This window comes from Halorubrum ejinorense (genome assembly GCF_055389685.1).
This window is the reverse complement of sequence record NZ_AP043777.1, coordinates 719,997-740,875: the sequence shown is the minus strand read 5'-3', so window position 1 is coordinate 740,875 and position 20,879 is coordinate 719,997. Positions and strand designations below refer to the sequence as shown.

The 20,879-nt window shown below is 69.6% G+C and carries 23 protein-coding genes and 1 tRNA gene; 11 read left to right on the top strand and 13 right to left on the bottom strand.

What is annotated here, in order from left to right; translation table 11 throughout:
- Positions 1-18: 18 nt before the first annotated feature.
- Positions 19-237 (top strand): hypothetical protein, encoded by a 219-nt coding sequence (locus ACZ5KW_RS04675; protein ID WP_343775997.1) that lies wholly within the window; start codon positions 19-21, stop codon positions 235-237.
- Positions 238-465: 228 nt separating this feature from the next.
- Here ACZ5KW_RS04675 and ACZ5KW_RS04670 read toward each other — a convergent pair whose 3' ends face one another.
- Together ACZ5KW_RS04670 and ACZ5KW_RS04665 are read right to left on the bottom strand one after the other, a co-directional pair.
- Positions 466-798: a hypothetical protein gene (locus tag ACZ5KW_RS04670; RefSeq protein ID WP_371152171.1), complete on the bottom strand. Its 333-nt coding sequence runs from the start codon at positions 796-798 to the stop codon at positions 466-468.
- Complete coding sequence (locus ACZ5KW_RS04665; protein WP_343776003.1) at positions 798-2,342, bottom strand: acyl-CoA carboxylase subunit beta; 1,545 nt, start codon at positions 2,340-2,342, stop codon at positions 798-800. The genes ACZ5KW_RS04670 and ACZ5KW_RS04665 overlap by 1 nt, the downstream gene beginning before the upstream one ends.
- A 339-nt stretch (positions 2,343-2,681) precedes the next feature.
- Between ACZ5KW_RS04665 and ACZ5KW_RS04660 the strand changes: the two genes are divergently transcribed.
- The 4 genes from ACZ5KW_RS04660 to ACZ5KW_RS04645 all read left to right on the top strand — a co-directional run bounded on the left by ACZ5KW_RS04660 (position 2,682) and on the right by ACZ5KW_RS04645 (position 5,026).
- Entirely contained in the window at positions 2,682-3,320 is a 639-nt protein-coding gene (locus ACZ5KW_RS04660; RefSeq protein WP_343776006.1) for a 50S ribosomal protein L1, read from the top strand.
- Positions 3,317-4,357 carry a 50S ribosomal protein L10 gene (locus ACZ5KW_RS04655; protein ID WP_343776009.1) on the top strand — a complete coding sequence of 347 codons (1,041 nt, stop codon included), beginning with the start codon at positions 3,317-3,319 and terminating at the stop codon, positions 4,355-4,357. The genes ACZ5KW_RS04660 and ACZ5KW_RS04655 overlap by 4 nt, the downstream gene beginning before the upstream one ends.
- A gap of 16 nt (positions 4,358-4,373) precedes the next feature.
- A complete protein-coding gene (gene rpl12p / locus ACZ5KW_RS04650; RefSeq protein ID WP_343776012.1) occupies positions 4,374-4,715 on the top strand; it encodes a 50S ribosomal protein P1 in 342 nt (113 codons plus the stop codon).
- A gap of 119 nt (positions 4,716-4,834) precedes the next feature.
- Positions 4,835-5,026 (top strand): hypothetical protein, encoded by a 192-nt coding sequence (locus ACZ5KW_RS04645; protein ID WP_343776015.1) that lies wholly within the window; start codon positions 4,835-4,837, stop codon positions 5,024-5,026.
- Position 5,027: 1 nt separating this feature from the next.
- Here ACZ5KW_RS04645 and ACZ5KW_RS04640 read toward each other — a convergent pair whose 3' ends face one another.
- Positions 5,028-5,669: an SWIM zinc finger family protein gene (locus tag ACZ5KW_RS04640; RefSeq protein ID WP_343776018.1), complete on the bottom strand. Its 642-nt coding sequence runs from the start codon at positions 5,667-5,669 to the stop codon at positions 5,028-5,030.
- Between the two features lie 175 nt (positions 5,670-5,844).
- Here ACZ5KW_RS04640 and ACZ5KW_RS04635 point away from each other — a divergent pair, with 175 nt between their 5' ends.
- Positions 5,845-6,060: a DUF7472 family protein gene (locus tag ACZ5KW_RS04635; RefSeq protein WP_343776021.1), complete on the top strand. Its 216-nt coding sequence runs from the start codon at positions 5,845-5,847 to the stop codon at positions 6,058-6,060.
- A gap of 92 nt (positions 6,061-6,152) precedes the next feature.
- Here the strand turns inward: ACZ5KW_RS04635 and ACZ5KW_RS04630 are convergent, their stop codons facing one another.
- From ACZ5KW_RS04630 to ACZ5KW_RS04610, 5 genes are all read right to left on the bottom strand, one after another.
- The gene (locus ACZ5KW_RS04630; protein ID WP_343776024.1) at positions 6,153-7,310 is read right to left on the bottom strand and encodes a DNA primase; all 1,158 of its coding nucleotides are present in this window, start codon (positions 7,308-7,310) and stop codon (positions 6,153-6,155) included.
- A 114-nt stretch (positions 7,311-7,424) separates the two neighbouring features.
- Positions 7,425-8,075 (bottom strand): HVO_2922 family protein, encoded by a 651-nt coding sequence (locus tag ACZ5KW_RS04625; RefSeq protein WP_343776027.1) that lies wholly within the window; start codon positions 8,073-8,075, stop codon positions 7,425-7,427.
- A 54-nt stretch (positions 8,076-8,129) separates the two neighbouring features.
- On the bottom strand, positions 8,130-8,771 hold the full coding sequence (locus ACZ5KW_RS04620) for a protein sorting system archaetidylserine decarboxylase (RefSeq protein WP_343776028.1): 642 nt from the start codon (positions 8,769-8,771) through the stop codon (positions 8,130-8,132).
- The gene (locus ACZ5KW_RS04615) at positions 8,768-9,817 is read right to left on the bottom strand and encodes an AAA family ATPase (RefSeq protein ID WP_343776030.1); all 1,050 of its coding nucleotides are present in this window, start codon (positions 9,815-9,817) and stop codon (positions 8,768-8,770) included. The genes ACZ5KW_RS04620 and ACZ5KW_RS04615 overlap by 4 nt, the downstream gene beginning before the upstream one ends.
- A gap of 52 nt (positions 9,818-9,869) precedes the next feature.
- Positions 9,870-10,526, bottom strand: coding sequence for a DUF4013 domain-containing protein (locus ACZ5KW_RS04610; RefSeq protein ID WP_343776032.1), 657 nt, complete (start codon positions 10,524-10,526; stop codon positions 9,870-9,872).
- A gap of 174 nt (positions 10,527-10,700) precedes the next feature.
- Between ACZ5KW_RS04610 and ACZ5KW_RS04605 the strand changes: the two genes are divergently transcribed.
- The 4 genes from ACZ5KW_RS04605 to ACZ5KW_RS04590 all read left to right on the top strand — a co-directional run bounded on the left by ACZ5KW_RS04605 (position 10,701) and on the right by ACZ5KW_RS04590 (position 15,264).
- Positions 10,701-12,047: an ABC transporter substrate-binding protein gene (locus ACZ5KW_RS04605; protein WP_343776035.1), complete on the top strand. Its 1,347-nt coding sequence runs from the start codon at positions 10,701-10,703 to the stop codon at positions 12,045-12,047.
- A 53-nt stretch (positions 12,048-12,100) separates the two neighbouring features.
- Positions 12,101-13,102, top strand: coding sequence for a carbohydrate ABC transporter permease (locus tag ACZ5KW_RS04600; RefSeq protein WP_343776038.1), 1,002 nt, complete (start codon positions 12,101-12,103; stop codon positions 13,100-13,102).
- Positions 13,099-14,043 (top strand): carbohydrate ABC transporter permease, encoded by a 945-nt coding sequence (locus tag ACZ5KW_RS04595; protein ID WP_343776041.1) that lies wholly within the window; start codon positions 13,099-13,101, stop codon positions 14,041-14,043. Before ACZ5KW_RS04600 ends, ACZ5KW_RS04595 begins: the two co-directional genes overlap by 4 nt.
- 102 nt (positions 14,044-14,145) lie before the next feature.
- Positions 14,146-15,264, top strand: a complete 1,119-nt coding sequence (locus ACZ5KW_RS04590) for an ABC transporter ATP-binding protein (protein WP_343776043.1) — start codon at positions 14,146-14,148, stop codon at positions 15,262-15,264.
- 54 nt (positions 15,265-15,318) lie between these two features.
- Here ACZ5KW_RS04590 and ACZ5KW_RS04585 read toward each other — a convergent pair whose 3' ends face one another.
- Complete coding sequence (locus ACZ5KW_RS04585; RefSeq protein WP_343776044.1) at positions 15,319-15,738, bottom strand: SHOCT domain-containing protein; 420 nt, start codon at positions 15,736-15,738, stop codon at positions 15,319-15,321.
- A gap of 123 nt (positions 15,739-15,861) precedes the next feature.
- Positions 15,862-16,338 (bottom strand): DUF192 domain-containing protein, encoded by a 477-nt coding sequence (locus ACZ5KW_RS04580; RefSeq protein WP_343776046.1) that lies wholly within the window; start codon positions 16,336-16,338, stop codon positions 15,862-15,864.
- Between the two features lie 60 nt (positions 16,339-16,398).
- Here ACZ5KW_RS04580 and ACZ5KW_RS04575 point away from each other — a divergent pair.
- A tRNA-Val gene (locus tag ACZ5KW_RS04575) sits at positions 16,399-16,472 on the top strand.
- 352 nt (positions 16,473-16,824) lie between these two features.
- Here the strand turns inward: ACZ5KW_RS04575 and ACZ5KW_RS04570 are convergent.
- The 3 genes from ACZ5KW_RS04570 to ligA all read right to left on the bottom strand — a co-directional run bounded on the left by ACZ5KW_RS04570 (position 16,825) and on the right by ligA (position 20,837).
- Positions 16,825-17,640, bottom strand: a complete 816-nt coding sequence (locus tag ACZ5KW_RS04570) for an ABC transporter permease (RefSeq protein ID WP_343776047.1) — start codon at positions 17,638-17,640, stop codon at positions 16,825-16,827.
- A complete protein-coding gene (locus ACZ5KW_RS04565) occupies positions 17,637-18,617 on the bottom strand; it encodes an ABC transporter ATP-binding protein (protein ID WP_343776048.1) in 981 nt (326 codons plus the stop codon). The genes ACZ5KW_RS04570 and ACZ5KW_RS04565 overlap by 4 nt, the downstream gene beginning before the upstream one ends.
- 63 nt (positions 18,618-18,680) lie before the next feature.
- Positions 18,681-20,837: an NAD-dependent DNA ligase LigA gene (ligA, locus tag ACZ5KW_RS04560; RefSeq protein WP_343776050.1), complete on the bottom strand. Its 2,157-nt coding sequence runs from the start codon at positions 20,835-20,837 to the stop codon at positions 18,681-18,683.
- Between the last annotated feature and the right edge of the window lie 42 nt (positions 20,838-20,879).

Genomic DNA, 20,879 nt, shown 5'->3' with positions numbered 1-20,879 from the left:
CGGGCGCCACGTTCCGGTATGCTCGACGCGGGAAACCCGTACATGCTGCCGTCGGTCCTGGTCGGTGCCGCCGTCTACCTCGGACTCACGGTCGTCACCGACGCATCGCTACCGGTCCGGGTCGGGGCGCTCCTCGTGTTCGTGGTCGTCGTCCCGACCGCGCTCAACCGCCTGTTCGGCGGCCGCGACACGGCCGAGATGGCGGGCGACGAGGCGACCGGCGACGACCCGCGCTGATCGCTCCGTCGCGCGAGCCAGTACCACACATATAACTGTCAGCGGACGTATCATCCGGCGCGCCCTGAGTCAGGGCCGGGTCGGCGGCGTGGCGGGTCTCCGTCGCGCCGTCGGGGGAATGTACGCGACCGGGCGTCCCCGCGTCCGGCGATTCTATTCGACGAGCAACATCGTGAGCAGCGCGAGCGCTCGGCCGATCGGTCCTCGCGACCGCGCGGAACCGAGCGCTCAGAACCGGTCGCTCCGGCCGACCGCGGTCCACGGGTCCGCCGGCGCGTCCGCGGGAACGCGCACCCGCCGCCGGTGAAGCCGCTCGACTCGGGCGGCGAGGCCCCAGCGGTCCTCGCCGCGGCCGTCGTCCGCGTCGCCCGCGGCCGCGGCCGCGGCGAGTTCGCCGTCGCGGAGGTGCGCCGCGACCGCCGCGGCGATGGCGGCCGCCTCGTCGTCGGCGGCGTCGTCGGGGATCGACAGGCCGGCGAGCGCGAGTTCGGGGCCGTCGCCGCCGAGGTTCTCCCCGCCCGCGGGACTCCCGTCGTCCGTCGCCCGGTCGTCCGCCGCCATCAGATCGGGATGTTGCCGTGTTTCTTCGCCGGCTGGTCGGAGCGTTTCCCCTTCAGCATCTTCAGGTCCTCGACGAGGCGGGCGCGCGTCTCGGTCGGCTCGATCACGTCGTCGACGAAGCCGCGGTCGGCGGCGGTGTAGGGGTTCGCGAACTCCTCGCGGTACTCGTCGATGAGCTCCTGTCTGCGCGCGTCGGGGTCGTCCGCCTCGTTCAGCTCCTCGCGGTAGAGGACGTTGACCGCGCCCTTCGGCCCCATCACCGCGATCTCGGCGGTCGGCCACGCGTAGTTGACGTCGCCGCCGATGTGCTTCGAGGACATCACGCAGTAGGCGCCGCCGTACGCCTTTCGGGTGATGACGGTGAGCAGCGGGACGGTGGCCTCGGAGAAGGCGTATAGCAGCTTCGCGCCGTGGCGGATGATCCCGTTGTGCTCCTGGTCGGTGCCGGGCATGAAGCCGGGCACGTCCTCGAACGTGACGATCGGGATGTTGAACGCGTCACAGAAGCGGACGAACCGCGCGCCCTTCTGGCTCGACTCGATGTCGAGCGTGCCGGCGTTCACGCGGGGGTTGTTCGCGACGACGCCGACGGAGTGGCCGTCGAGCCGGGCGAAGCCGACGACGATGTTCTTCGCGAAGTTCTCCTGGACCTCGAAGAAGGAGCCCTCGTCGGTCACGCTCGCGATCACGTCTTTCATGTCGTACGGCTTCCGGGGCGCGTCGGGGACGATCTCGGCCAGTTCGTCGTCGGCGCGCTCGGGGTCGTCCCACGGCTCGACGCGCGGCGGGTCCTCCACGTTGTTGGCGGGGAGATACGAGAGCAGACGCGCGATGTTGTCCAACGCGTCCTCCTCGCTGTCCTCCGCGAAGTGCGCGACGCCGGAGGTCGACGAGTGGGTGACCGCGCCGCCGAGCTCCTCGAAGCTCACCTCCTCGCCGGTGACCGTCTCGATGACGTCCGGCCCGGTGATGAACATGTGCGAGGTGTCTTTCACCATGAACGTGAAGTCCGTGATGGCGGGAGAGTACACCGCGCCGCCGGCGCACGGCCCCATGATCGCCGATATCTGCGGGATCACGCCGGACGCCTCGGTGTTGCGCCGGAAGATCTCGGCGAAGCCGCCGAGCGAGGCGACGCCCTCCTGTATCCGGGCGCCCGCGGAGTCGTTGAGGCCGACGACCGGCGCGCCCACGTCCATCGCCTTGTCCATCACCTTGCACACCTTCTCGGCGAACACCTCGCCGAGGGAGCCGCCGAAGACGGTGAAGTCGTGCGCGAACACGAACGTCTTCCGACCGTTCACCTCGCCGTAGCCCGTCACCACGCCGTCGCCCGGGATCTGTTTTTCCTCCATCCCGAACGTGTGGTTGCGGTGGGTTCGGAACCGGTCGAACTCGTGGAAGGTGCCGTCGTCGAGGAAGTAGTCGATCCGCTCGCGGGCGGTCATCTTCCCTTTGTCGTGTTGGGACCGTATCCGGTCTTCGCCCCCGCCTTTCGACGCCCGCTCGCGGCGCTCGCGGAGGTCTTCGATGCGGTCGTCCATCGTCACGGCGGACCACCCTGCGTCATTACCTCGTGGGTCGGCGAGCGCCGTCAAAAGGGTTCCCCTATCCGACGTTTTCGGATTCGACGCGCGTCGAACGACGAGCGAGAGAGGCGGCCGGACGGCGGTCGGGGGAACGCGGTCGCACGACCCGGGAGAAGCGGACGCGCGACGGCGGCGACGCAGACGCCGCGACCGCCGCGGAACGGCCCTGCCTCGGGTTCACACGGCGAACGGCGCTTCGACGCTTTTAAACCTCCGATGGACCTCTCTCCGATGAGACAGGCTTCGCCTGTTTCACTGACCCGTAGGAGCGACCTGCGTACTACGGAGGTGAAAATGGCAGACACAATACAAGAGGCCGTAACCCTCGCACTCGACGATGCGCCCGAGCGGAACTTCCGCGAGACCGTGGACATCGCGATCAACCTGCGAGACCTCGACCTCAACGATCCGTCGAACCGTATCGACGAGTCCGTCGTGCTGCCGTCTGGAACGGGGCAGGAGACACAGATCGTCGTCTTCGCGGAGGGCGAAACCGCCGTCCGCGCACAGGACGTCGCTGACGAAGTACTCGACAGCGACGACCTCGAAGACCTCGGAGACGACGACGACCGCGCAAAGGATCTGGCCGACGACACTGACTTCTTCGTCGCAGAGGCCAACCTGATGCAGGACATCGGTCGGTACCTCGGTACCGTCCTCGGTCCGCGCGGGAAGATGCCTACCCCACTACAGCCGGACGACGACATCGTCGACACAGTCAATCGGATGAAGAACACGGTGCAGCTCCGGTCGCGCGACCGGCGCACGTTCCACACCCGCGTCGGTGCCGAGGACATGAGTCCCGACGCGATCTCGGACAACATCGACGTCATCATCCGGCGACTCGAAGCAGACCTCGAGAAGGGCCCGCTCAACATCGACGGGATCTACGTGAAGACCACGATGGGTCCCGCGAGGGAGGTGCCCGTATGAGCTCGGTCCGCAAGACCGAGACGATCCCCGAGTGGAAACAGGAGGAAGTCGACGAGCTCGTCGAGTTCATCGACTCCTACCAGTCCGTCGGGATCGTCGGGGTGGCCGGCATCCCGAGCCGACAGCTTCAGGCCATGCGCCGGGAGCTCCACGGCTCGGCCGCCGTCCGCATGAGCCGCAACACGCTCACGAACCGGGCGCTCGAGGAGGTCGACGACGGCGTCGAGGCGCTGACGGAGTACGTCGCCGGTCAGGTGGCGCTCGTCGGCACCAACGACAACCCGTTCGGCCTCTTCAAGCAGCTCGAAGCCTCGAAGACCCCCGCCCCGATCAACGCGGGCGAGGTGACCCCCAACGACATCGTGATCCCCGAGGGCGACACCGGCGTCGACCCGGGACCGTTCGTCGGCGAGCTCCAGACGGTGGGCGCGTCCGCCCGCATCATGGACGGCTCGATCAAGGTGACCGAGGACTCGACCGTGCTGGAGGAGGGCGAGGTCGTCGACGACGACCTCGCGAACGTCCTCGTCGAGCTCGGCATCGAGCCCAAGGAAGTCGGCCTCGACCTGAAGGCCGTCTACTCCGAGGGCGTCCTGTTCGAGCCCGACGAACTCGAAATCGACGTCGACGAGTACCGCGCGGACGTCCAGTCCGCCGCGGCCGCCGCGCGCAACCTCTCCGTCAACGCCGCGTACCCGACGGCTGCCACCGCCGGCACCCTTCTCGCGAAGGCGTCCGGCGAGGCGAAGTCCGTCGGGCTGTTCGCGGAGATCGAGAGCCCGGACGTCGTGCCAGACCTGATCGGGAAGGCCGACGCCCAGCTGCGCGCGCTCGCGTCACAGATCGACGACGAGGAGGCGCTCCCCGAGGAGCTACAGGGCGTCGAGGCCGCGCCGGCGACTGAGCCGGCAGCCGACGACGCCGAGGAGGAACAGGCGGACGAAGACACGGAAGACGCCGAGGAGACCGACGACGCCGACGACGCCGACGACGACGACGGCGACGGCGGCGACGGACTCGGCGCGATGTTCGGATAACACGAGGTACACACCAATGGAATACGTTTACGCTGCGCTCATCCTGAACGAGACTGGCGAAGAGATCAACGAGGACAACATCACCGGCGTGCTGGAAGCCGCCGGCGTCGACGTCGAGGAATCCCGCGTCAAGGCGCTCGTCGCCGCGCTGGAGGACGTCGACATCGAGGAAGCCATCGAGACGGCCGCCGCGGCGCCCGCCGCCGGCGGCGCGTCTGCCGGTGGCTCCGCGGACGCCGACGCGGCCGACGAGGAGGCCGACGACGACGACGACGAGGCCGAGGCCGCCGACGAGGCGGACGACGACGACGAGGAAGACGGCGACGGCGGCGAAGGGCTCGGCGAGCTCTTCGGCTGAGCCGGCGCTCGACTCCCGTCGACGCGGACCGAATCACCGATTTTTCGCGGCGCGAGGATATCCCGAGTGATAACGTCGTCCGCGGGTTTTTGTATCGATCCGCGGTACGGTGAGCCGACATGAAGATCGTCGACGGGGACAAAGCGGAGTGCGCGCGGTGCGAGGAGGTGTATCCGCTCGCGGACGTCTCGCTGCTCGAGAAGGAGACCAACCGAGACTACGAGCGGGTACTGTGCGAGGAGTGCGTCGAGGTCGTCGGCGTGCCGCAGGGCTACTCGCTGCGGCGAGACATCACGTTCCTGGCGCGGTGAGTCAGTCCACCGAGGCGGTGAGCCGCGAGGCCGGAAACGCGTACGTCTTCAGGTCGGTCAGCGCGGTCTCCGGTCGGAGCGACTCGACGTAGACGGCCTCGACGGCGGGCTCGTGGGCGCCGTAGGCGGCGTTCGACTCGTAGTCGGCGAGCGAGCGGTCCGCGTCGGTCCGATACGCGTCGGCGCGATCGGTCGTGACCGCGGTCACGACGAGTCGTTTCCCCGTCTCGCGGTCTCCCACGACGGTCCCGGGGTCGAACGCGTGCCGGTCACAGAGGTGTGACCCGCGGTCGTCGGCGGGGACGAACGTCGCAGTCCCGCAGACCGCACAGGCGCCGACGCGCTCGTCGGGGGCGGGAACGACGCCCGCGGTCACCGACAGCGCGACGCGGCGGAGGTGTTTACACCGGGCGCCGCGGATGGCGTGGTCGGGACAGGTACAGCTCCCGGCGTCGAGGTCGACGACGTACGTGCCGCCGTCGGTGTCGACGACGTACCGACGGTCGGGGAGCGGGCGGACGGTCATCGACTCCGAGAGGGCGCGCTCGGAGCGCTCGTCGACGGGCGGCGAACGCGCCGCTCGGGACGTGTCGGAGCGGTTCGGCTCGGCGGGTGACGCGGCTGTGTTTCGGGTGTGCGTCATGGGCGACGGCGAGGCTGGGCCTCGCTTCGGGTGGACGTAGGAGCCCGAGACTGGTAAACGCACCGCGGAAACCGATGAAACGGGCGCCTCACGACGCTTCGCCCGCGTTCGCCCCCCGATGTGGGGCGCCGGCCTCATCGAAGTCCTTTTTTAGTGGCGTCGGAAAATCGCAGCCATGGAAATCGACGCGGAGCTCCGTCGGCAGATCGCCGTCTCGCTCGCGGCGGCCGCGGCGTTCATCGTCGGACTGGTCGCGATCGGGGTCGTCTTCGGCGGGTCAACGGTGCTACCGGCGTCCGGGGCGATCGCCCTCGTCGCGCTGTTGGCCGGGTTCGTACTGCTGATGGGCGGCGTCGGCGTGTTCCTGATGCGCGCGGGCGACGAGTCGTAGTCGGCCCGCCCCGTTCCGCGGTCGACCGTCCCCCGACACTTCTTCGCTCCGTTCGACTCCTCGCGCGGGCCGGCCGCCGGTCGGCGGCGCGGTCAGCCCTCGCTCGGCTCGTCCGTCTCCCGGGCGGTCCGCCAGTCGGTCACCTCGTCGGCCGCGGCGACTCGCTTCTCGTAGTAGGAGAGCGGGTCCGCCGCGACCTGCATGTGGTCGTCCTCGTTGTGACAGATGCCGTAGTTCGCGAGCGTCTCGCAGGTCGGCGGGGGGTACTGCGTGCCCCGCTCGTCTGTCAGGTACTCGGTCTGGTAGCGGATCCCCTCGGCGTCGAGGCTCGTGTCCGCACAGAAGGCGACGACCTCGTCCGGCGTCATCCCGATTCCGACGAGGAACGCCATCAGCGCGAACGATTCGGCCGACGAGAGCGTCACGTCGCGTTCGGCCTTCTCGATCAGGTTGGTCATACACGGCGGGAACAGCGCGGGCGCGACGACGTCCGGCGGTTCCGCGTACGTCCGCTCCGAGAGCAGTCGCCGGAGGTCGGCGACGCGCGACTCCAGCTCGCCGGCTATCGGCTCGTCGACCGCGAAGGGAAGCCCCTCGGCGACCCGCTCTTCGACGGCCGCCTCCAGCGCCGTGAGCAGTTCGTCCCGGGAGACGCGCACCTCGCCGGCGGCCACCGCGCGGTTGACGAGGCGCCACGAGTCGCCCCACTCCGACGAGGTGAGCCGGAGGTACGGCCCGACGCCGATCCAGTAGTGGTCCGGGTCGCGGCCGGGACCGCCGGCCGCCGTCGCGGAGCCGCCCCCCGCACCACCGACGGCCGGCGCCGCGTCGGGGCGCACGGCGTCCGCGAGGTCGAACTCGGCGAGCAGATCGTCGAGCGCGACCGTCGCGGACGACACCGACCGCAGCTCGTCGTCGGTTTCGAGGTCGCTGCGGACGCGCTCCAGGGCGGTTCCCGCCTCCGCGGCGGCGTACTTCTCGATGGCGGGGTCGGAGTCGAGCAGCGAGACGAGGATCCGCGCGATGGGGTACGAGAGCAGCTCCGCCTGCGCGTCGTACGCCGACTCCCCGGGGAAGGAACCGCTCTCCGAGGCGACCGTCCCCTCGAGGAGGGCGCGCTCGACGCGCTCGCGGGCTCGGTCGACGGCCGGCGCGTCGGCCGCGACGAGCTCGGGCAGCGACACCGCGGCCGCCGCGACGGCCTCGCGGGCGCTCGCGAAGAACGGGTACTTGGCGTCGAGCGCGTCCATGTCGGCGAGAGGTAGTGAGGGCCGGCGAATAAGCGGTGCGGTCCGCGGTCGGCGAGACGCCGAGGCCGCGGTCGGCGTGACGGGAGTCGCGAGAGGGAGCCGAGACCGCGGCGGCTACGCCTCTTCCTCCTCGACGGCCGCGCCGGGGGCGTTCGACTTGACGCTTTCGAGCCCCTGTTTCGCCTTCTGTTTCGAGGCGTACCCCTGTCCGCCGTCGGCGATGACGTTGTCGTTGTCGTGGCGGAGCCGCCAGCGGTACTCGTCGGCGTTGTCGCGGAACAGCTCGAAGGTCGCGTCGCTGCCGCCGTCCTCGGGCGCCTCCTCGTCGCGGGAGACGTCGACGACGTGCGCGCCCGGCGCGTTCCGCTGAACGCTCTCGATGCCGGAGCTCGCGTCGCGCTTGTCGGAGTACCCCTCGCCGCCGTCGGCGATGATGTTCCCGTTGTCGTGGACGAGCCGCCAGCGCCACTGGTCGGCGCTGTCGGGGTAGAGCTCGAACGTCGCCTTGCTCGCGGCCGCCTCCTCGTCGACGGCGGCCTCCTCGTCGGGCCACTCCACCTCGACCTCGAAGTGGACCGCCCCGTCCTCGCGTTCGAGTTCGACCTCGAGGTCGCCGGTCGCGGCCGGGTCGACGGTCACCGTTCCCTCGTCGTCGACCGGCACTGGCTCGCCGCGCCCGAGCGCCCGGGCGATGCGGCGGAAGTAGGTGGCGAGTCCCTGTCGGCTCCGCGACTCCTTCGACTCGTGAATGGTGTCCTCTGACATACACGGGACGGTCACGCCCGTGAAACAAAAGCGTGTGGTCGGACGGTCTGAGGGCTACGCGTCGCCCGGGCGCTCCGCGATGATCGTCTCGCCCGCGCTGACGCCGTCGCCCTCGGCGACCAGCAGGTCGTCGCGGGTCACGTCCGCGGGCAAGACGACGTCGGCGCGGGAGCCGAAGGAGACGTGGCCCACGCGGTCGCCGCGGTCGACGCGGTCGCCGGGCTCGACGGAGGGGTGGATGCGGCGGGCGAACCAGCCCGCGATGACGAGCAGTTCGTACTCGCCGAAGTCGATGGCGACCTGCTCGTTGCGGTCCGACTCCTTGTCGAACGCCGGGCGGTTGGCGCCGGGGCGGTGCCGGACCTCGCGGACCTCGCCCCCGATCGGCGCGCGGTTGACGTGGACGTCGGTGACGTTCATGAACACGCCGACGCGCAGCCGCGAGCCCTCCTCGCGCACCACCGAGACGGTGCCGTCCGCCGGGGAGAGGACGGCCTCGTCCGCGTCCGGCGGGTCGCGCTCCGGATCGCGGTGGAACCAGAGGACGCCGACCGCGAGCGCGACGAGCGCCGCCCCCACGGGCGGGAAGAGCGGGAGCGTGACGGCGCCCGCGAGCGCCGGCACGAGCGCGAGGGACCACGCCGCGTCGACCACCGGGAACGGCAGGAGCCGAGCGAGCGGCGGGGCGCGGGTCACGGCGCCACCTCCGGGTCCCGCAGCGCGGGCGAGAGCCGCCTCCGCCCCGCGGCCCAGGCGGCGAACAGGTGGACGAGGTGGGTCGCGTCGTCGAGCCCGTCGGTCAGGTCGAGGTCGGCCTCGCCGGCGAGCGCGTGGAGCCGCGCGAGGTCGTCGCCGCCGTACTCGGAGCCGGCGCGGGCCACGCGGAGTGTCTCCCGTAACAGCTCCTGCCCGTCGTACCCCTCGTCGAGGAGGTCGGACAGCGTGTCCCGAGCGTCGCCGAGGTCGCCGGCGCGGGCGGCCGCGAGCGCCTCGCGCAACTCGTCGTCGTCGCCGACCTCGCCGAGCGTCTCGTAGGCGGTCGACATGGTGATCTCGCCGCCCTCGACCGCGGTCGCCTGCGCCGAGAGGATCGCCTCGCGGAGGTCGCCGCCGGCCGCGCTGGCGACGAACTCCAGCCCGTCGCCGTCGTAGTCGACGCCCTCGCGGCCGCAGATCGTTTCGAGGACGTCTATCGTCTCGTCGGTGGTCGGCGAGCGAACGCGGACCGGGAAACAGCGCGACCGGATCGGCGCGATCAGCTTCGAGGGCTGCCGGGTCGCGATCACGAACTGGGTGGTCCGGTGGTGTTTCTCCATCACGCGCCGCAGCGCCTGCTGGAAGTCCTCGCGGATCGCCTCCGCGTTGTCCAAGAGGACCGTCTTGTACTCGCCGGACATCGGCGCGTACGACGCCGACTCCTTCAGCACGCGGTTTATCATGTCGCGTTTCGCCATGCGGCTCCGCCCCGCGAGGAACCCCTCGAACCGCGGGTCGGTGCGTATCTCCTTTTTAGTCCGACCGAAGAAGTCGGCGACGTTGATCTCGATCAGGTCGGCCTCCGGATCGGCGTGCGAGGCGTCCGCGAGCGCCCGCGCCGCCGCCGTCTTCCCGACGCCCGGGGGACCCTGAACGACGAGGTTCATCGGCTCGTCGACCGCGCGACGCAGGCGGTCGCGGGCCTCGTCCTGTCGGATCTCGTCGAGGTCGGGCGCGTGCGCGTCTGTCCACAGCGGTTCCTGCATCACCCGTGAGTCGGAGCCGCGCGGTCAAGAATCGGTCGGTCGGGACGGCGGACTACCGGCGTCCCGCGCGCTCGATCGCGCGCCCCCAGAGGTACGTGGCGACGAGGAGCCCGTACGCGAGGACGAAGGAGCCGATCAGCGGCCCGGCCCGCGACACGGTGAAGAGCGCGCCGCCGACCCCGACGGCGACGACGAGCGCGGTGAACCCGAGCGTCCAGCCGAAGAAGTAGGCGCCGTGACCGGCTACCGGCCAGAGCGCCGCCACGGTGAACGCCCGTCGGATCGACCCGTGTCGGCCGTAGGTCGCCAGTGCGATCGGGACCAGATAGAGCCCGATGACCCCCATGAACAGGACGGCCGTCGAGCCGGCGAGGATCACGGCGACCGGCGCGTCAGCCCCGGGCTCCAGCGTGACGATGCCGTAGAGGGTGACGAGGAGCGCGGCGAACGGCACGCCGAGGAGCGCCACGCAGACGACGATACCGCCGATCGACCGGCGGGCGAGCGTCCGGCCGTCTGCGAGGAAGGGCGGCATGGAGTCGCCCCGTTCGCTGGCGACCAGCACGCGGACCAGGTAGCCGACGACCGGGAGCGCGGGAAGCACCGGGACGACGGCCGACAGCGCGAAGAGCAGCCAGACGGCGAGGAGGGGTCGCTCCGCGGCGTCACCGGCGATCGGGTACGTGACCGCGGCGATCGAAGGGCGCATGGATGCGCTCACCCGCCGGACCGTAGTATGTTCGTCGGTCTCGAGTCGTCCGAGCGAGCGCCGAGCGGCGGCGAATACGACGGCGAGACGACACCGAGAAATTGACTTCAGAAATTGTTCTAAAAGAATGAGTAAGTATATATGGCAATCTTCCATCGTACAGCATGTAGTATCATGACAGACACAAGCGACCGACTATCACGACGACACTTCGTCGGAGCGACGGGGGCGGCGACGCTGACGGGCCTCGCCGGTTGTTCCGGTGGCGGTGACGGCGGCGACGGCAGCGACGGCAGCGATGGCAGCGACGGCGGCGACGGCGGCGACGGCGGCGACGGCAGCGACGGCGGAGCCCCGCTCGAAGTCCTCCACGCCTGGACCGGCGGTGACGGCGCGCGCGCCGCACAGGCGCTCGTCACGGCCTTCGAGGAGGAGTATCCGGATGTCGAACACGAGTTCAACCCCATCGGGGGCGGCGGCAACCAGAACCTGGACGCGGTCATCGCGAACCGGCTCCAGAACAACGATCCGCCGGGCGCCTTCGCCAACTGGCCCGGCCCGAACCTCCAGCGGTACGATGGCGTTCTGGGCGAGGTCGACGACGTGTGGGAGTCCGAGGGCTTCGCTGACGTGATGGTGGACGAGGCGGTCGACCTTCACCAGTATAACGGCGCGTACCGCGCCGTTCCGCTGGGGTCCCACCGGCTGAACTGCCTGTTCTACAACACGTCGGTCGTCGAAGACGCGGGCGTCGACCCCGACTCGCTGACGAGCGTGTCGGCGTTCATCGACGCGTTGGAGACCGTCCAGAGCGAGACGGACGCGATCCCGATGACCCACGGCGCGAGCGGGACCTGGACGACGACCCAGCTGTTCTCCTCGACGATGCTCGGCCAGGAGGGGTACGAGGCGTACATGAACTTCCTCGACGGCAGCCCCGACGAGGCCGCCGTTCAGGCGACTTTCGAGTCGCTGGCGGAGATCCTCGACAACTACATCAACGAGGACGCCTCCTCGATCGGACTCACGGAGTCCAACCAGAACATCATCGAGGGGAACGCGGCGTTCATCCACCAAGGTAACTGGGCGGCCGGCGCCTACCGGAACGCCGAGGACTTCAGCTACAACGAGGACTGGGGCTTCAAGACCTACCCCGGCTCGGAGGGCATGTACATGCTCCACTTCGACTCGTTCCTCTACCCCTCGGGCAACCCGACCCCGGACGCGGCGGACAAGTTCATGCAGTTCGTCGGGAGCGAGGCGGCACAGGTCGCGTTCAACCAGTATAAGGGCTCGATCCCGACCCGAACCGACGTGGACATGAGCCAGTTCGGGCCGTACCTCCAGGAGACGCAGGAAGACTTCGCCAGCGCCGACGAGCGGCCGCCGAACCTCCAGCACGGGCTCGGCGTCCCCTCGGAGACGATGACGGCGCTGAACGACGTGATCTCCAGCGAATTCTCCGGACCGTACAACGTCGAAGCCGCGACGCAAGGCTTCGTCGACGCGGTCTCCAACTGACTCCGGTCCACGATGCGACCGGATTTCGGCGGTTTCGGCACACGACGACCGATATGACACGGAATACTGACAACGGCGACGACAGTGGCGACGCGGTTCCGGACGGGGGCGTCACCGACGGCGGCGTCGCCCGAGACCGGCAGGACTCCGGATTCAGTCCCGTGGCCGCACTGAACGACCGCTTCGGCAGCGACTTCGTGGAGTCGTCACAGTTCTGGCTGCCACCGTTCCTGCTGGTGGGACTCTTCGTCTACGGCGCGATCATCTGGAACCTCCTGATCTCGCTTACGGACTTCAGAGGCTTCGGGACGCCGGACTACAGCGACCTCGACTTCGAGATGTACACCCGTGCGCTGGCGGACGGCGGGTTCATCGACGCCGCGATAAACACCTTCATCCTCCTCGTGGGGTTCACGCTGGTGACGCTCGCGCTCGGGCTCGGGCTCGCGATCCTGATCGACCGGAACATTCGGTTCGAGAACACCTTCCGGACGATCTACCTCCTGCCGATGAGCCTCTCGTTCGTCGTCACCGCCCAGTTCTGGGCGTGGATGTTCAACTTCAACAACGGCGTCATCAACATCGTGATCACGTCGCTCGGGTTCGGCCGAGTCGACTGGATCGGGAACCCGCGGATCGTCCTCTGGGCGGTCATGTTCGCGTTGATGTGGCAGTTCGCCGGCTACGCCATGGTCGTGTTCCTCGCGGGGTTGCGCGCCATTCCGGACGAACACTACGAAGCGGCCAAGGTCGACGGCGCCTCGACGGTCAAGATGTACTGGCGCGTGATCATCCCCCAGCTGAAGGGGTCGACGATCAGCGCGTCGGTCGTCCTGATGGTGTTCGCGCTGAAGGCGTTCGACTTCCTCTACTCGCTGGTCGGCGGCTACCGACCACCGAACGGGGCGGACATCCTCGCGACCAAGATGGTGCGTGAAGCGTACGCGAACCTGAACTGGGCGTACGCGTCGGCGATCGCCATCACGCTGTTCGTGATGACGCTCGGGATCGTCGGCCCGTACCTCTACTACCAGTACAACCGGGGGAACCTATGAGCGACGACGCACGAACCGACGGCGGAACGGCATCGGCGAGAGACCCGGACGCGTCCGCGGGGGCGTTGTCCGGGGTCGACGGGTACCGGGTCCTCCTGTACCTCGGACTGCTCGGGGTCTTGACGTTCTTCCTGATCCCGATCGAGTCCGGGCTCGTTACCTCGTTCAAGACCCCGAGCGGGGTCAGCGGCTCCCTCCCGTTCGCACCGCCGACGGGGAGCACGTTCACCTTCGGGAAGTGGCAGGCCGCGTTCGACGCGCTCGGACGCGGACTGATAAACAGCGCGCTGTACGCGATCCCCGCGACCGTAATCTCGGCACTGCTGGGGAGCTTCGCGGCCTACGGGATCACGCAGTCGAACTGGAAGCCGCGGTACAAGGCGCCGATCCTCGCGCTGTTCGTCGCCGGGATATTCATCCCCTACCAGGCCGTGCTCGTGCCGCTCTCGCAGTTCTGGTCGATGGTCCCGCTTCAGGAGTCGCTTGGATTCCTGTGGGACCTCGGAATCAACAACGACTACACCGGGGTGATAGAGCTGGTCATCACCCACGTGGCCTACGGGCTGCCGATCTGTACCGTCCTGTTCAGGTCGTACTACAAGAACATGAGCGAGGAGATGATCGAGGCGGCGCGGCTGGACGGCGCGTCTATCCGTCGCATCTACCGTCGCATCGTCCTCCCGCTCTCGGGACCGATGTTCGCGGTGGTCCTGATCTACCAGTTCACGCAGATCTGGAACGACCTCCTGTTCACCCTCGTCTTAGTCCAGACCGAATCCAGCGCGGCGGCACCGATCGTGTTGATCCTCGCCGGACTGGGGACGTCGCTCGAAGGCCAAGACTTCGCGCTTCGGATGGCGGGCGCGTTCATCGCCGCCCTGCCGACGCTCGCGGTGTACATCGCGTTCGGCGAAGAGTTCGCCGAGGGGGTGGCGACGTGACCGCCGCCGCTCGCCAGCAGCAATCTATGACTCGACAGCAACCACGCAGCCGACCGAAGGCATCGCTCTCGAACCGCCGCGCCGCTCCGTGGGGGCGATAGCATGGGAACGCTCGAACTCGACGGCGTGACCAAGGTGTTCCCCGACGGCGACGGCGAGGTCGTCGCGGTCGACGACGTCGACATCGAGATGCGCGACGGCGAGTTCCTCGTCGTCGTCGGCCCCTCCGGCTGCGGCAAGTCGACGACGCTCCGGATGGTCGCCGGGCTAGAGACGATCTCCAGCGGGGAGATCCGGCTCGACGGCAGCGTCATCAACGACATGAAACCGCAACACCGGGACATCGCGATGGTGTTCCAGTCGTACGCCCTGTACCCCCACATGACCGTCCGGGGGAACATGGCGTTCGGCTTGGAGGAGTCGACGGACCTCTCCGACGACGAGATCGACGCGCGCGTCACCGACGCCGCGGAGACGATGGGCATCCCCGAGCTGCTCGACCGGAAACCGGCCGACCTCTCCGGCGGGCAGCGACAGCGGGTCGCGCTCGGTCGGGCGATCGTCCGCGACCCGGAGGTGTTCCTGATGGACGAGCCGCTCAGCAACCTCGACGCGAAGCTCCGGTCCGAGATGCGGACCGAGCTCCAGCGGCTCCAAGCCGAACTCGACGTGACGACGATGTACGTCACGCACGACCAGACCGAGGCGATGACGATGGGCGACCGGATCGCCATCTTGGACGGCGGCGAACTCCAGCAGGTCGCGACGCCCCTGGAGTGTTACCACGAGCCGGCGAACCGGTTCGTCGCCGGGTTCATCGGTGACCCGTCGATGAACTTCTTCGACGTCGAGCGGGACGGGGGGACCCTCGTCGGCGACGTGTTCGACTACTCGCTGTCGGCGTCGACGCTCGACGACATCGGTGACGTGACCGATCTCACGCTCGGGGTCCGTCCGGAGGACATCTCGTTGACCGGCGACGCGACCGGCGAGCACACCTTCTCGACGGTCGTCGAGGTCGTCGAGCCGATGGGTGACGAAAACACGGTGTACCTCCGGTTCGAGGACGCACCCGAGGGCGAGACGTTCATCGCCACCGTCGGCGGCCTCCAACAGGTCTCGGTCGGCGACGAGGTCACCATCGAGATTCCGGAGCGGACGATTCACCTCTTCGACGGGAAGACCGGCGAAGCGGTCCACAACCGCGAGATCGACGAGTAGCGCCGCGACAGTCGACGTCGACGGGAGACGGCGACTCCCGGCGCGGCGGTCCGTTCACTCTCGAATCCGCTCTACCTCTCGCCGGATCCCCTCGCGGACCCGGTCAGCGGCGTCGCCGTCCTCCGGGGGGTCGGCCAGCTCCGCGTCTTCGGTCTCCAGCAGGCGGTCGAGTTTCCGTTCGAACTCGCGCTCGTCGATGTCGCCGCGGGCGTACCGCTCGCGGAGGGCGTCGAGGGCGGGGTCGCCGGTCGCGTTCTCGCGCTCGTCGTCGGAGCCGTCCTCCGGGACCGGCTTCACCAGCGTGTGGAGGACCGGGAGGACGATGAAGAGGCCGAAGAACCACACGAGCGGGAGCGACCACCAGAGGCCGGTGAGGAGGGGGGCGGCGACGCCGGCGCCGAGGACACAGAGCGCGAACACCCGTCGCCAGCGGTGGCGGAGGTTCCACGCGATCCGGCCGGGGAGTCCGGTCATGGTCGAGGCGACGCCTGCGAGGCTGAAAGCGGTTTCGTCGACCGTTGACCGCCTCCCGCGACTGAAGACGCGGGAATCCCATCACGGGATATCACGGCGGTCGAGACCGGCCGAGTGCCCGACTCAGCCCCGGTCGAACACCAGCCGGTCGCCCGGGGTGACCCCGTGGCGGTCGCTCCACCCGCGCGGCACTTCGAGGACGTACATTCCGGTCCCCCCGTAGCGCGTGTACGGGCGCGACTCCACCTCGGCCGCATGAATTCGCGTGACGGTCCCGTTCGCGTCGGCGAAGACGATGTCGAGCGGAAACGCCATGTCCCGCATCACGTAGGCGCGCTCCGCAGTCCCGTCGTGGACGAACAGCATCCCCTCGTCGGCACCGAGGTCGTCTGTCGCGGAGAGCCCGACGTACTGTTTGAGCGGCCCGTCAGCGACCCGAACCTCGACGGTCGCGAGCGACTCGCCCGTGTCGCCGTCGACCGCCTCGACCGCCGCGGTGTCGTAGCCGGTTATCAGGAGGCCGGGGGCGCTCAGGGCGGCGCCGACCGCGAGCGCGACGACGAGCGCGCCAGCGAGGGCGGCGGCGTAGCGGCGGTTCACGGCCGGGGTTCGCGGTCCGGAAGGAAATCGTTTTCCGCTCTCGGGGGGTTGTTTCGCTGAGGGCTCGTGGTCTAGCTGGTTATGACGCGGCCTTTACAAGGCTGAGATCGGCGGTTCGAACCCGCCCGAGCCCACTGTTGTTGTCGCGAGCAATTTCGCGAGCGACAGCAACGTGCGTGTTTGAGGGCGGGTTCGAACCCTGAAAGTCGCAGCGTCGAGCGTGGCGAGACCACTGGTCTCGCAGGCAGCCGGCGCGAAGCGCCGGCGACGAAGCGAGACGACCGTCTTTCTTCGGTTCGAACCCGCCCGAGCCCACTATCGGCGCCGCGAACAACTCGTGAGCGGCGTCGCTGTGACTGTTCGAGGGGGGTTCGAAGCAGGGAACGGAGCGAGCGCAGCGAGCGGAGTGAGTGAGGTTCGAACCGCCCGATTCGGTGTTGCCGTCGCGAGCAATTTCGCGAGCCCGAACTGGCGCCGGCGATCCGCTCAGAGGTCGGCGGCGTCGAACTTCAACAGTCCGACGAGCGGCGGCGCGACCGTCCAGAACACCAGCATCGCGGCCGCGGAGATCTGCCGGTTCGCGGTCTCGCCGGCGAACAGTCGTCCGGCGAGGAACTCGCGCGACAGCGCCTCGACCGCCGTGGTCGGGTTCGAGACCCGAAGGAACACCTCGATCTGGGCCGCCGACGCGGGGAGCGCGTCGACGAGCGGACCGGCGGCGTCGATCAGTCGGCCGGTGAGGAGGCCCCAGAGGAGGACGAACAGCACGTAAATGCCGATGCTGCCGATGAGCGCGCGTAACTGCGTCGCGGAGGCGGCCGAACAGCCCACGGAGATGGCGACGAAGACGACGCCGAGCGCGGCCGCGAACACGGTGTAACCGAAGAACGCCCCGGCGTTGAACGTGACCGGCGCGACGATCAGCACGGCCGCCGGCAACAGGAAGCCGGCGAACACCGCGAGCGAGAGCGCCGCGCCGCGACCGACCACCTTCCCGAACACCACGTCCGCCCGCGAGTGCGGGAGCGATAAGAGCAGTTTCAGCGACCCGGACTCGCGCTCGCCGCTGACGGCGCTGTAGCCGACGACGACGCCGACCAGCGGGACGAGGTACGTCACGAGGACCGGGCCGACGAAGAAGCTCAACAGGGCCTCCGTGGCGAACTGTTCGTTCTGTCCGGTGGGGCGAACGATGAACGCGAGCACCGAGACGAGCAGCGAGAACAGCGCGATCAACGCGATCATGCCGCGCGACTGAACCGTCTCCTGAATTTCTTTCCGAGCGATGGCGGCGAGGCTCATGAGTTCACCCCTTCGGCCGCGGTATCGTCGGCAGGGCGGTCGGGGGCAGTCGAGTCGGACTCGGAGCCGGCCGCGTCGCCCTCCGTGTACGCCAAGAAGAGGTCCTCCAGCGAGGCCTCGCGCGTGTGGAAGTCGGCGACCGTGACGCCCGCGTTCTCCAGCGCAGCGATGACGTCGGTCTTGGCGTCGCTGGCGCAGTTCACCACCAGTTCGTCGCCGTCGCGCGTGACGCCGGAGACGCCGGCGAGTTCGCGGACCGCCGCGACCGCGTCGTCGTCGACGCCCGCCGCCGAGACCTCCAGCGTCTCCTCGCCGCCCACGGCCTCGCGGAGCCCCTCGACCGAGTCCTCGGCGACGAGCTCGCCGTCGCGGAGGATACCGACCCGGTCGCAGACGGCGTCGACCTGTTCGAGCACGTGCGAGGAGAAGAAGACGGTGGCGCCGCGGTCCGCCTCCGTGCGGACGATCTCTCGCATCTCCTTGGCGCCGGCCGGGTCGAGGCCGGAGGAGGGCTCGTCGAGGATCAGCAGGTCGGGTTCGCCGACGAGCGCCATCGCCAGGGCGAGTCGCTGGCGCATCCCCTTCGAGTACTCGCCGGCGGAGCGGTCGGCGGCGTCGAGGATCCCGACGCGGTCTAACAGGGCGTCGGGGTCGTCGTCCGCGTCCTTCGACTCCACCGCGAACTCGACGTGTTTCCGTCCGGAGAGGCGGTCGTACACCGCGAACCCGTCGGGGAGCACGCCGGTCCGCTGCCGGACCTCGACCCCGCCGGTCGCGACGTCCGTCCCGAGGACCCGCACCGTCCCCGCTGTCGGGCGGACGAGGTCGAGGAGCATGTCGATCGTCGTCGACTTCCCGGCGCCGTTCGGCCCGAGAAACCCGTACACCTCGCCGTCCTCGACGGTGAGGTCGAGGTCGCGGACGGCCGTGACGTCGGCGAACTCCTTCCGCACGCCGCGCAGTTCGATCGCGGTCATGCCACTCGGTTCCGGCGTCAGCTGATAAAGGGTTGCGGGTTAGAGCCCGCGTCGCCACCGCCCTCAGTCCGACTCGTCGGGCGGCCACGAGACGCCGCGGTCGGCGAGCAGGTCGGCGAACGCGGCCTCGTCGAGGACGGGCACGTCCTCGGCGGCCGCGTCGTCGCGCTTCGACCGGCCCGGGTTCTCCCCGGCGACGAGGTAGTCGGTGTTGCCGGAGACGCTGGAGGTCGCGTTCGCGCCGCGCGCCTCCACGTGCGCCTGCGCCTCGCCCCGCGTCGTCGACAGCGACCCGGTGAACACGAACGTGAGTCCGTCGAGCGCGTCGCCGTCGTCGGCGTCGATCGATTCGGGCTCGACGCCGCGCTCGCGGAGCCCAGCTATCGCCGCCCGGTTCTCCTCTCGGTCGAAGAACGTCCGGATCGACGCGGCCACCTCGGGCCCGACGTCGTCGACCTCGCGGAGGGCCCCCTCGTCGGCGTCCAAGAGCGCGTCGAGCGACCCGAACTGCGCCGCGAGCGCGCGGGCGGTCGTCGCGCCCACGTCCGGGATACCGAGGCCCGCGAGGAAGTCGTCGAGCGGCGGGTTCCGGGTCGCGTCGAGCTCGGCGACCAGGTTGGCCGCGCTCGTCTCGCCCCACCCCTCCAGCGCGGCGAGGTCGTCGGCGGTCAGGTCGTAGAGGTCCGGCAGCGACTCGACGAGGCCCGCCTCGCGGAGCTGTTCGACCCGTTCGGGCCCGAGCCCCTCCACGTCGAGCGCGTCGCGGCGCGCCCAGTGTTCGACCGCTCGCTCCAACTGCGCCGGGCAGCCGAGCCCGCCGGTGCAGAACGCGAGCGGACCGTCTCGCTCGACTTCGGCCCCGCAGACGGGACACGCGTCGGGGAACGCGTACGTCCCCTCGGAGCGCTTCTCGACGACCTCCGGCACGTAGGGGATCACGTCGCCCGCCCGGTAGATCCGGACGCGGTCGCCGACGTTCACGCCGAGCGCCTCGATCTCTGCCGGGTTGTGGAGCGTCGCCCGCGAGACGGTGACGCCGCCGACGTCGACCGGGTCGAGTTCGGCGACGGGCGTGAGCCGCCCCGTGCGCCCGACCTGGACGGTGACTCCCTCGACCGTCGTCGTCGCGGTCCGCGGGGGGAACTTGTACGCGAACGCCCAGCGCGGGGCTCGCGACGTCGACCCGAGCGCCTCGCGGTGGACGAGGGCGTCGACCTTGATCACGACGCCGTCGACCGCGTAGTTCAGGTCGTCGCGGGCCGCGAGGATCTCGTCGCGGTAGTCGATCGCACCCTCGATGTCGTCGACGACCGCGACCCGGTCGTTCCGGGGGAGCCCGAACGACTCGAACGCCGTCAGCGCGTCCCGGTGCCGGTCGGGGCGGTCGGGGCCGTCGTCGCCGGACTCCCACGCCAGCACGTCGAAGAAGAAGACGTCGAGGGGGCGCTCGGCGACGACCGACGGGTCCAACTGGCGGAGCGTGCCGGCCGCCGCGTTCCGGGGGTTCGCGAACGGCTCCTCGCCGCGTTCGATCAGGGCCTCGTTGTACGCCTCGAAGGCGTCGCGGGGCATGTACGCCTCCCCGCGGACCACGAGGCGCTCGGGGTGGTCGGCGCCCCGCAGGCGCCCGGGGACCGAGCCGACGGTCCGCACCTGCGCTGTCACGTCGTCGCCCTCGCGGCCGTCGCCGCGGGTGGCCGCGCGGACGTACTCGCCGTCCTCGTAGACGACCTCGACGGAGAGGCCGTCGAACTTCGGCTCGCAGACGTACGCGAGATCGGCGGCGGCGAACCCGGAGATATCGCCCGACTCGGCGGCGGCCGCCAGCCCGTCGCGGACGCGCTCGTCGAACTCGCGGACCGCCGCGGCCTCGGTGTCGTTGTCGATCGACAGCATCGGCGCGACGTGTTCGACGGTCGCCAGCTCGTCGAGGGGCTCGCCGCCGACCCGACGGGTCGGCGAGCCCGCGGTCGGGAGGTCGAAGGCGGCTTCGAGGTCGCTCAGCCGGGAGAACAGCGCGTCGTACGCCTCGTCAGCGATTAGCGGGTGCGCCTCGACGTAGTAACGGTGGTCGTGCTCGCGGACCGCCGCCCGGAGCAGTGCGGCCTGCTCGGCGGCCTCGTCCTCGGAGAGGTCGCCGACCGGTTCGAAGTCGGTCGGCGGGTCCTCGACGTACGGGTTCTCGTCCGGGTCCGCGTGCCGGGTCGACGAGGTCGTCATCGGTCGATCGTGGGGCCGCCCGGCGTAAAAATGACCGTTTCG

Coding starts and splice junctions, on each gene's coding strand:
- ACZ5KW_RS04675 (WP_343775997.1), top strand. CDS start 19: ATGCTCGACGCGGGAAACCCGTACATGCTGCCGTCGGTCCTGGTCGGT.
- ACZ5KW_RS04670 (WP_371152171.1), bottom strand. CDS start 798: ATGGCGGCGGACGACCGGGCGACGGACGACGGGAGTCCCGCGGGCGGG.
- ACZ5KW_RS04665 (WP_343776003.1), bottom strand. CDS start 2,342: ATGGACGACCGCATCGAAGACCTCCGCGAGCGCCGCGAGCGGGCGTCG.
- ACZ5KW_RS04660 (WP_343776006.1), top strand. CDS start 2,682: ATGGCAGACACAATACAAGAGGCCGTAACCCTCGCACTCGACGATGCG.
- ACZ5KW_RS04655 (WP_343776009.1), top strand. CDS start 3,317: ATGAGCTCGGTCCGCAAGACCGAGACGATCCCCGAGTGGAAACAGGAG.
- rpl12p (WP_343776012.1), top strand. CDS start 4,374: ATGGAATACGTTTACGCTGCGCTCATCCTGAACGAGACTGGCGAAGAG.
- ACZ5KW_RS04645 (WP_343776015.1), top strand. CDS start 4,835: ATGAAGATCGTCGACGGGGACAAAGCGGAGTGCGCGCGGTGCGAGGAG.
- ACZ5KW_RS04640 (WP_343776018.1), bottom strand. CDS start 5,669: ATGACGCACACCCGAAACACAGCCGCGTCACCCGCCGAGCCGAACCGC.
- ACZ5KW_RS04635 (WP_343776021.1), top strand. CDS start 5,845: ATGGAAATCGACGCGGAGCTCCGTCGGCAGATCGCCGTCTCGCTCGCG.
- ACZ5KW_RS04630 (WP_343776024.1), bottom strand. CDS start 7,310: ATGGACGCGCTCGACGCCAAGTACCCGTTCTTCGCGAGCGCCCGCGAG.
- ACZ5KW_RS04625 (WP_343776027.1), bottom strand. CDS start 8,075: ATGTCAGAGGACACCATTCACGAGTCGAAGGAGTCGCGGAGCCGACAG.
- ACZ5KW_RS04615 (WP_343776030.1), bottom strand. CDS start 9,817: ATGCAGGAACCGCTGTGGACAGACGCGCACGCGCCCGACCTCGACGAG.
- ACZ5KW_RS04610 (WP_343776032.1), bottom strand. CDS start 10,526: ATGCGCCCTTCGATCGCCGCGGTCACGTACCCGATCGCCGGTGACGCC.
- ACZ5KW_RS04605 (WP_343776035.1), top strand. CDS start 10,701: ATGACAGACACAAGCGACCGACTATCACGACGACACTTCGTCGGAGCG.
- ACZ5KW_RS04600 (WP_343776038.1), top strand. CDS start 12,101: ATGACACGGAATACTGACAACGGCGACGACAGTGGCGACGCGGTTCCG.
- ACZ5KW_RS04595 (WP_343776041.1), top strand. CDS start 13,099: ATGAGCGACGACGCACGAACCGACGGCGGAACGGCATCGGCGAGAGAC.
- ACZ5KW_RS04590 (WP_343776043.1), top strand. CDS start 14,146: ATGGGAACGCTCGAACTCGACGGCGTGACCAAGGTGTTCCCCGACGGC.
- ACZ5KW_RS04585 (WP_343776044.1), bottom strand. CDS start 15,738: ATGACCGGACTCCCCGGCCGGATCGCGTGGAACCTCCGCCACCGCTGG.
- ACZ5KW_RS04570 (WP_343776047.1), bottom strand. CDS start 17,640: ATGAGCCTCGCCGCCATCGCTCGGAAAGAAATTCAGGAGACGGTTCAG.
- ACZ5KW_RS04565 (WP_343776048.1), bottom strand. CDS start 18,617: ATGACCGCGATCGAACTGCGCGGCGTGCGGAAGGAGTTCGCCGACGTC.
- ligA (WP_343776050.1), bottom strand. CDS start 20,837: ATGACGACCTCGTCGACCCGGCACGCGGACCCGGACGAGAACCCGTAC.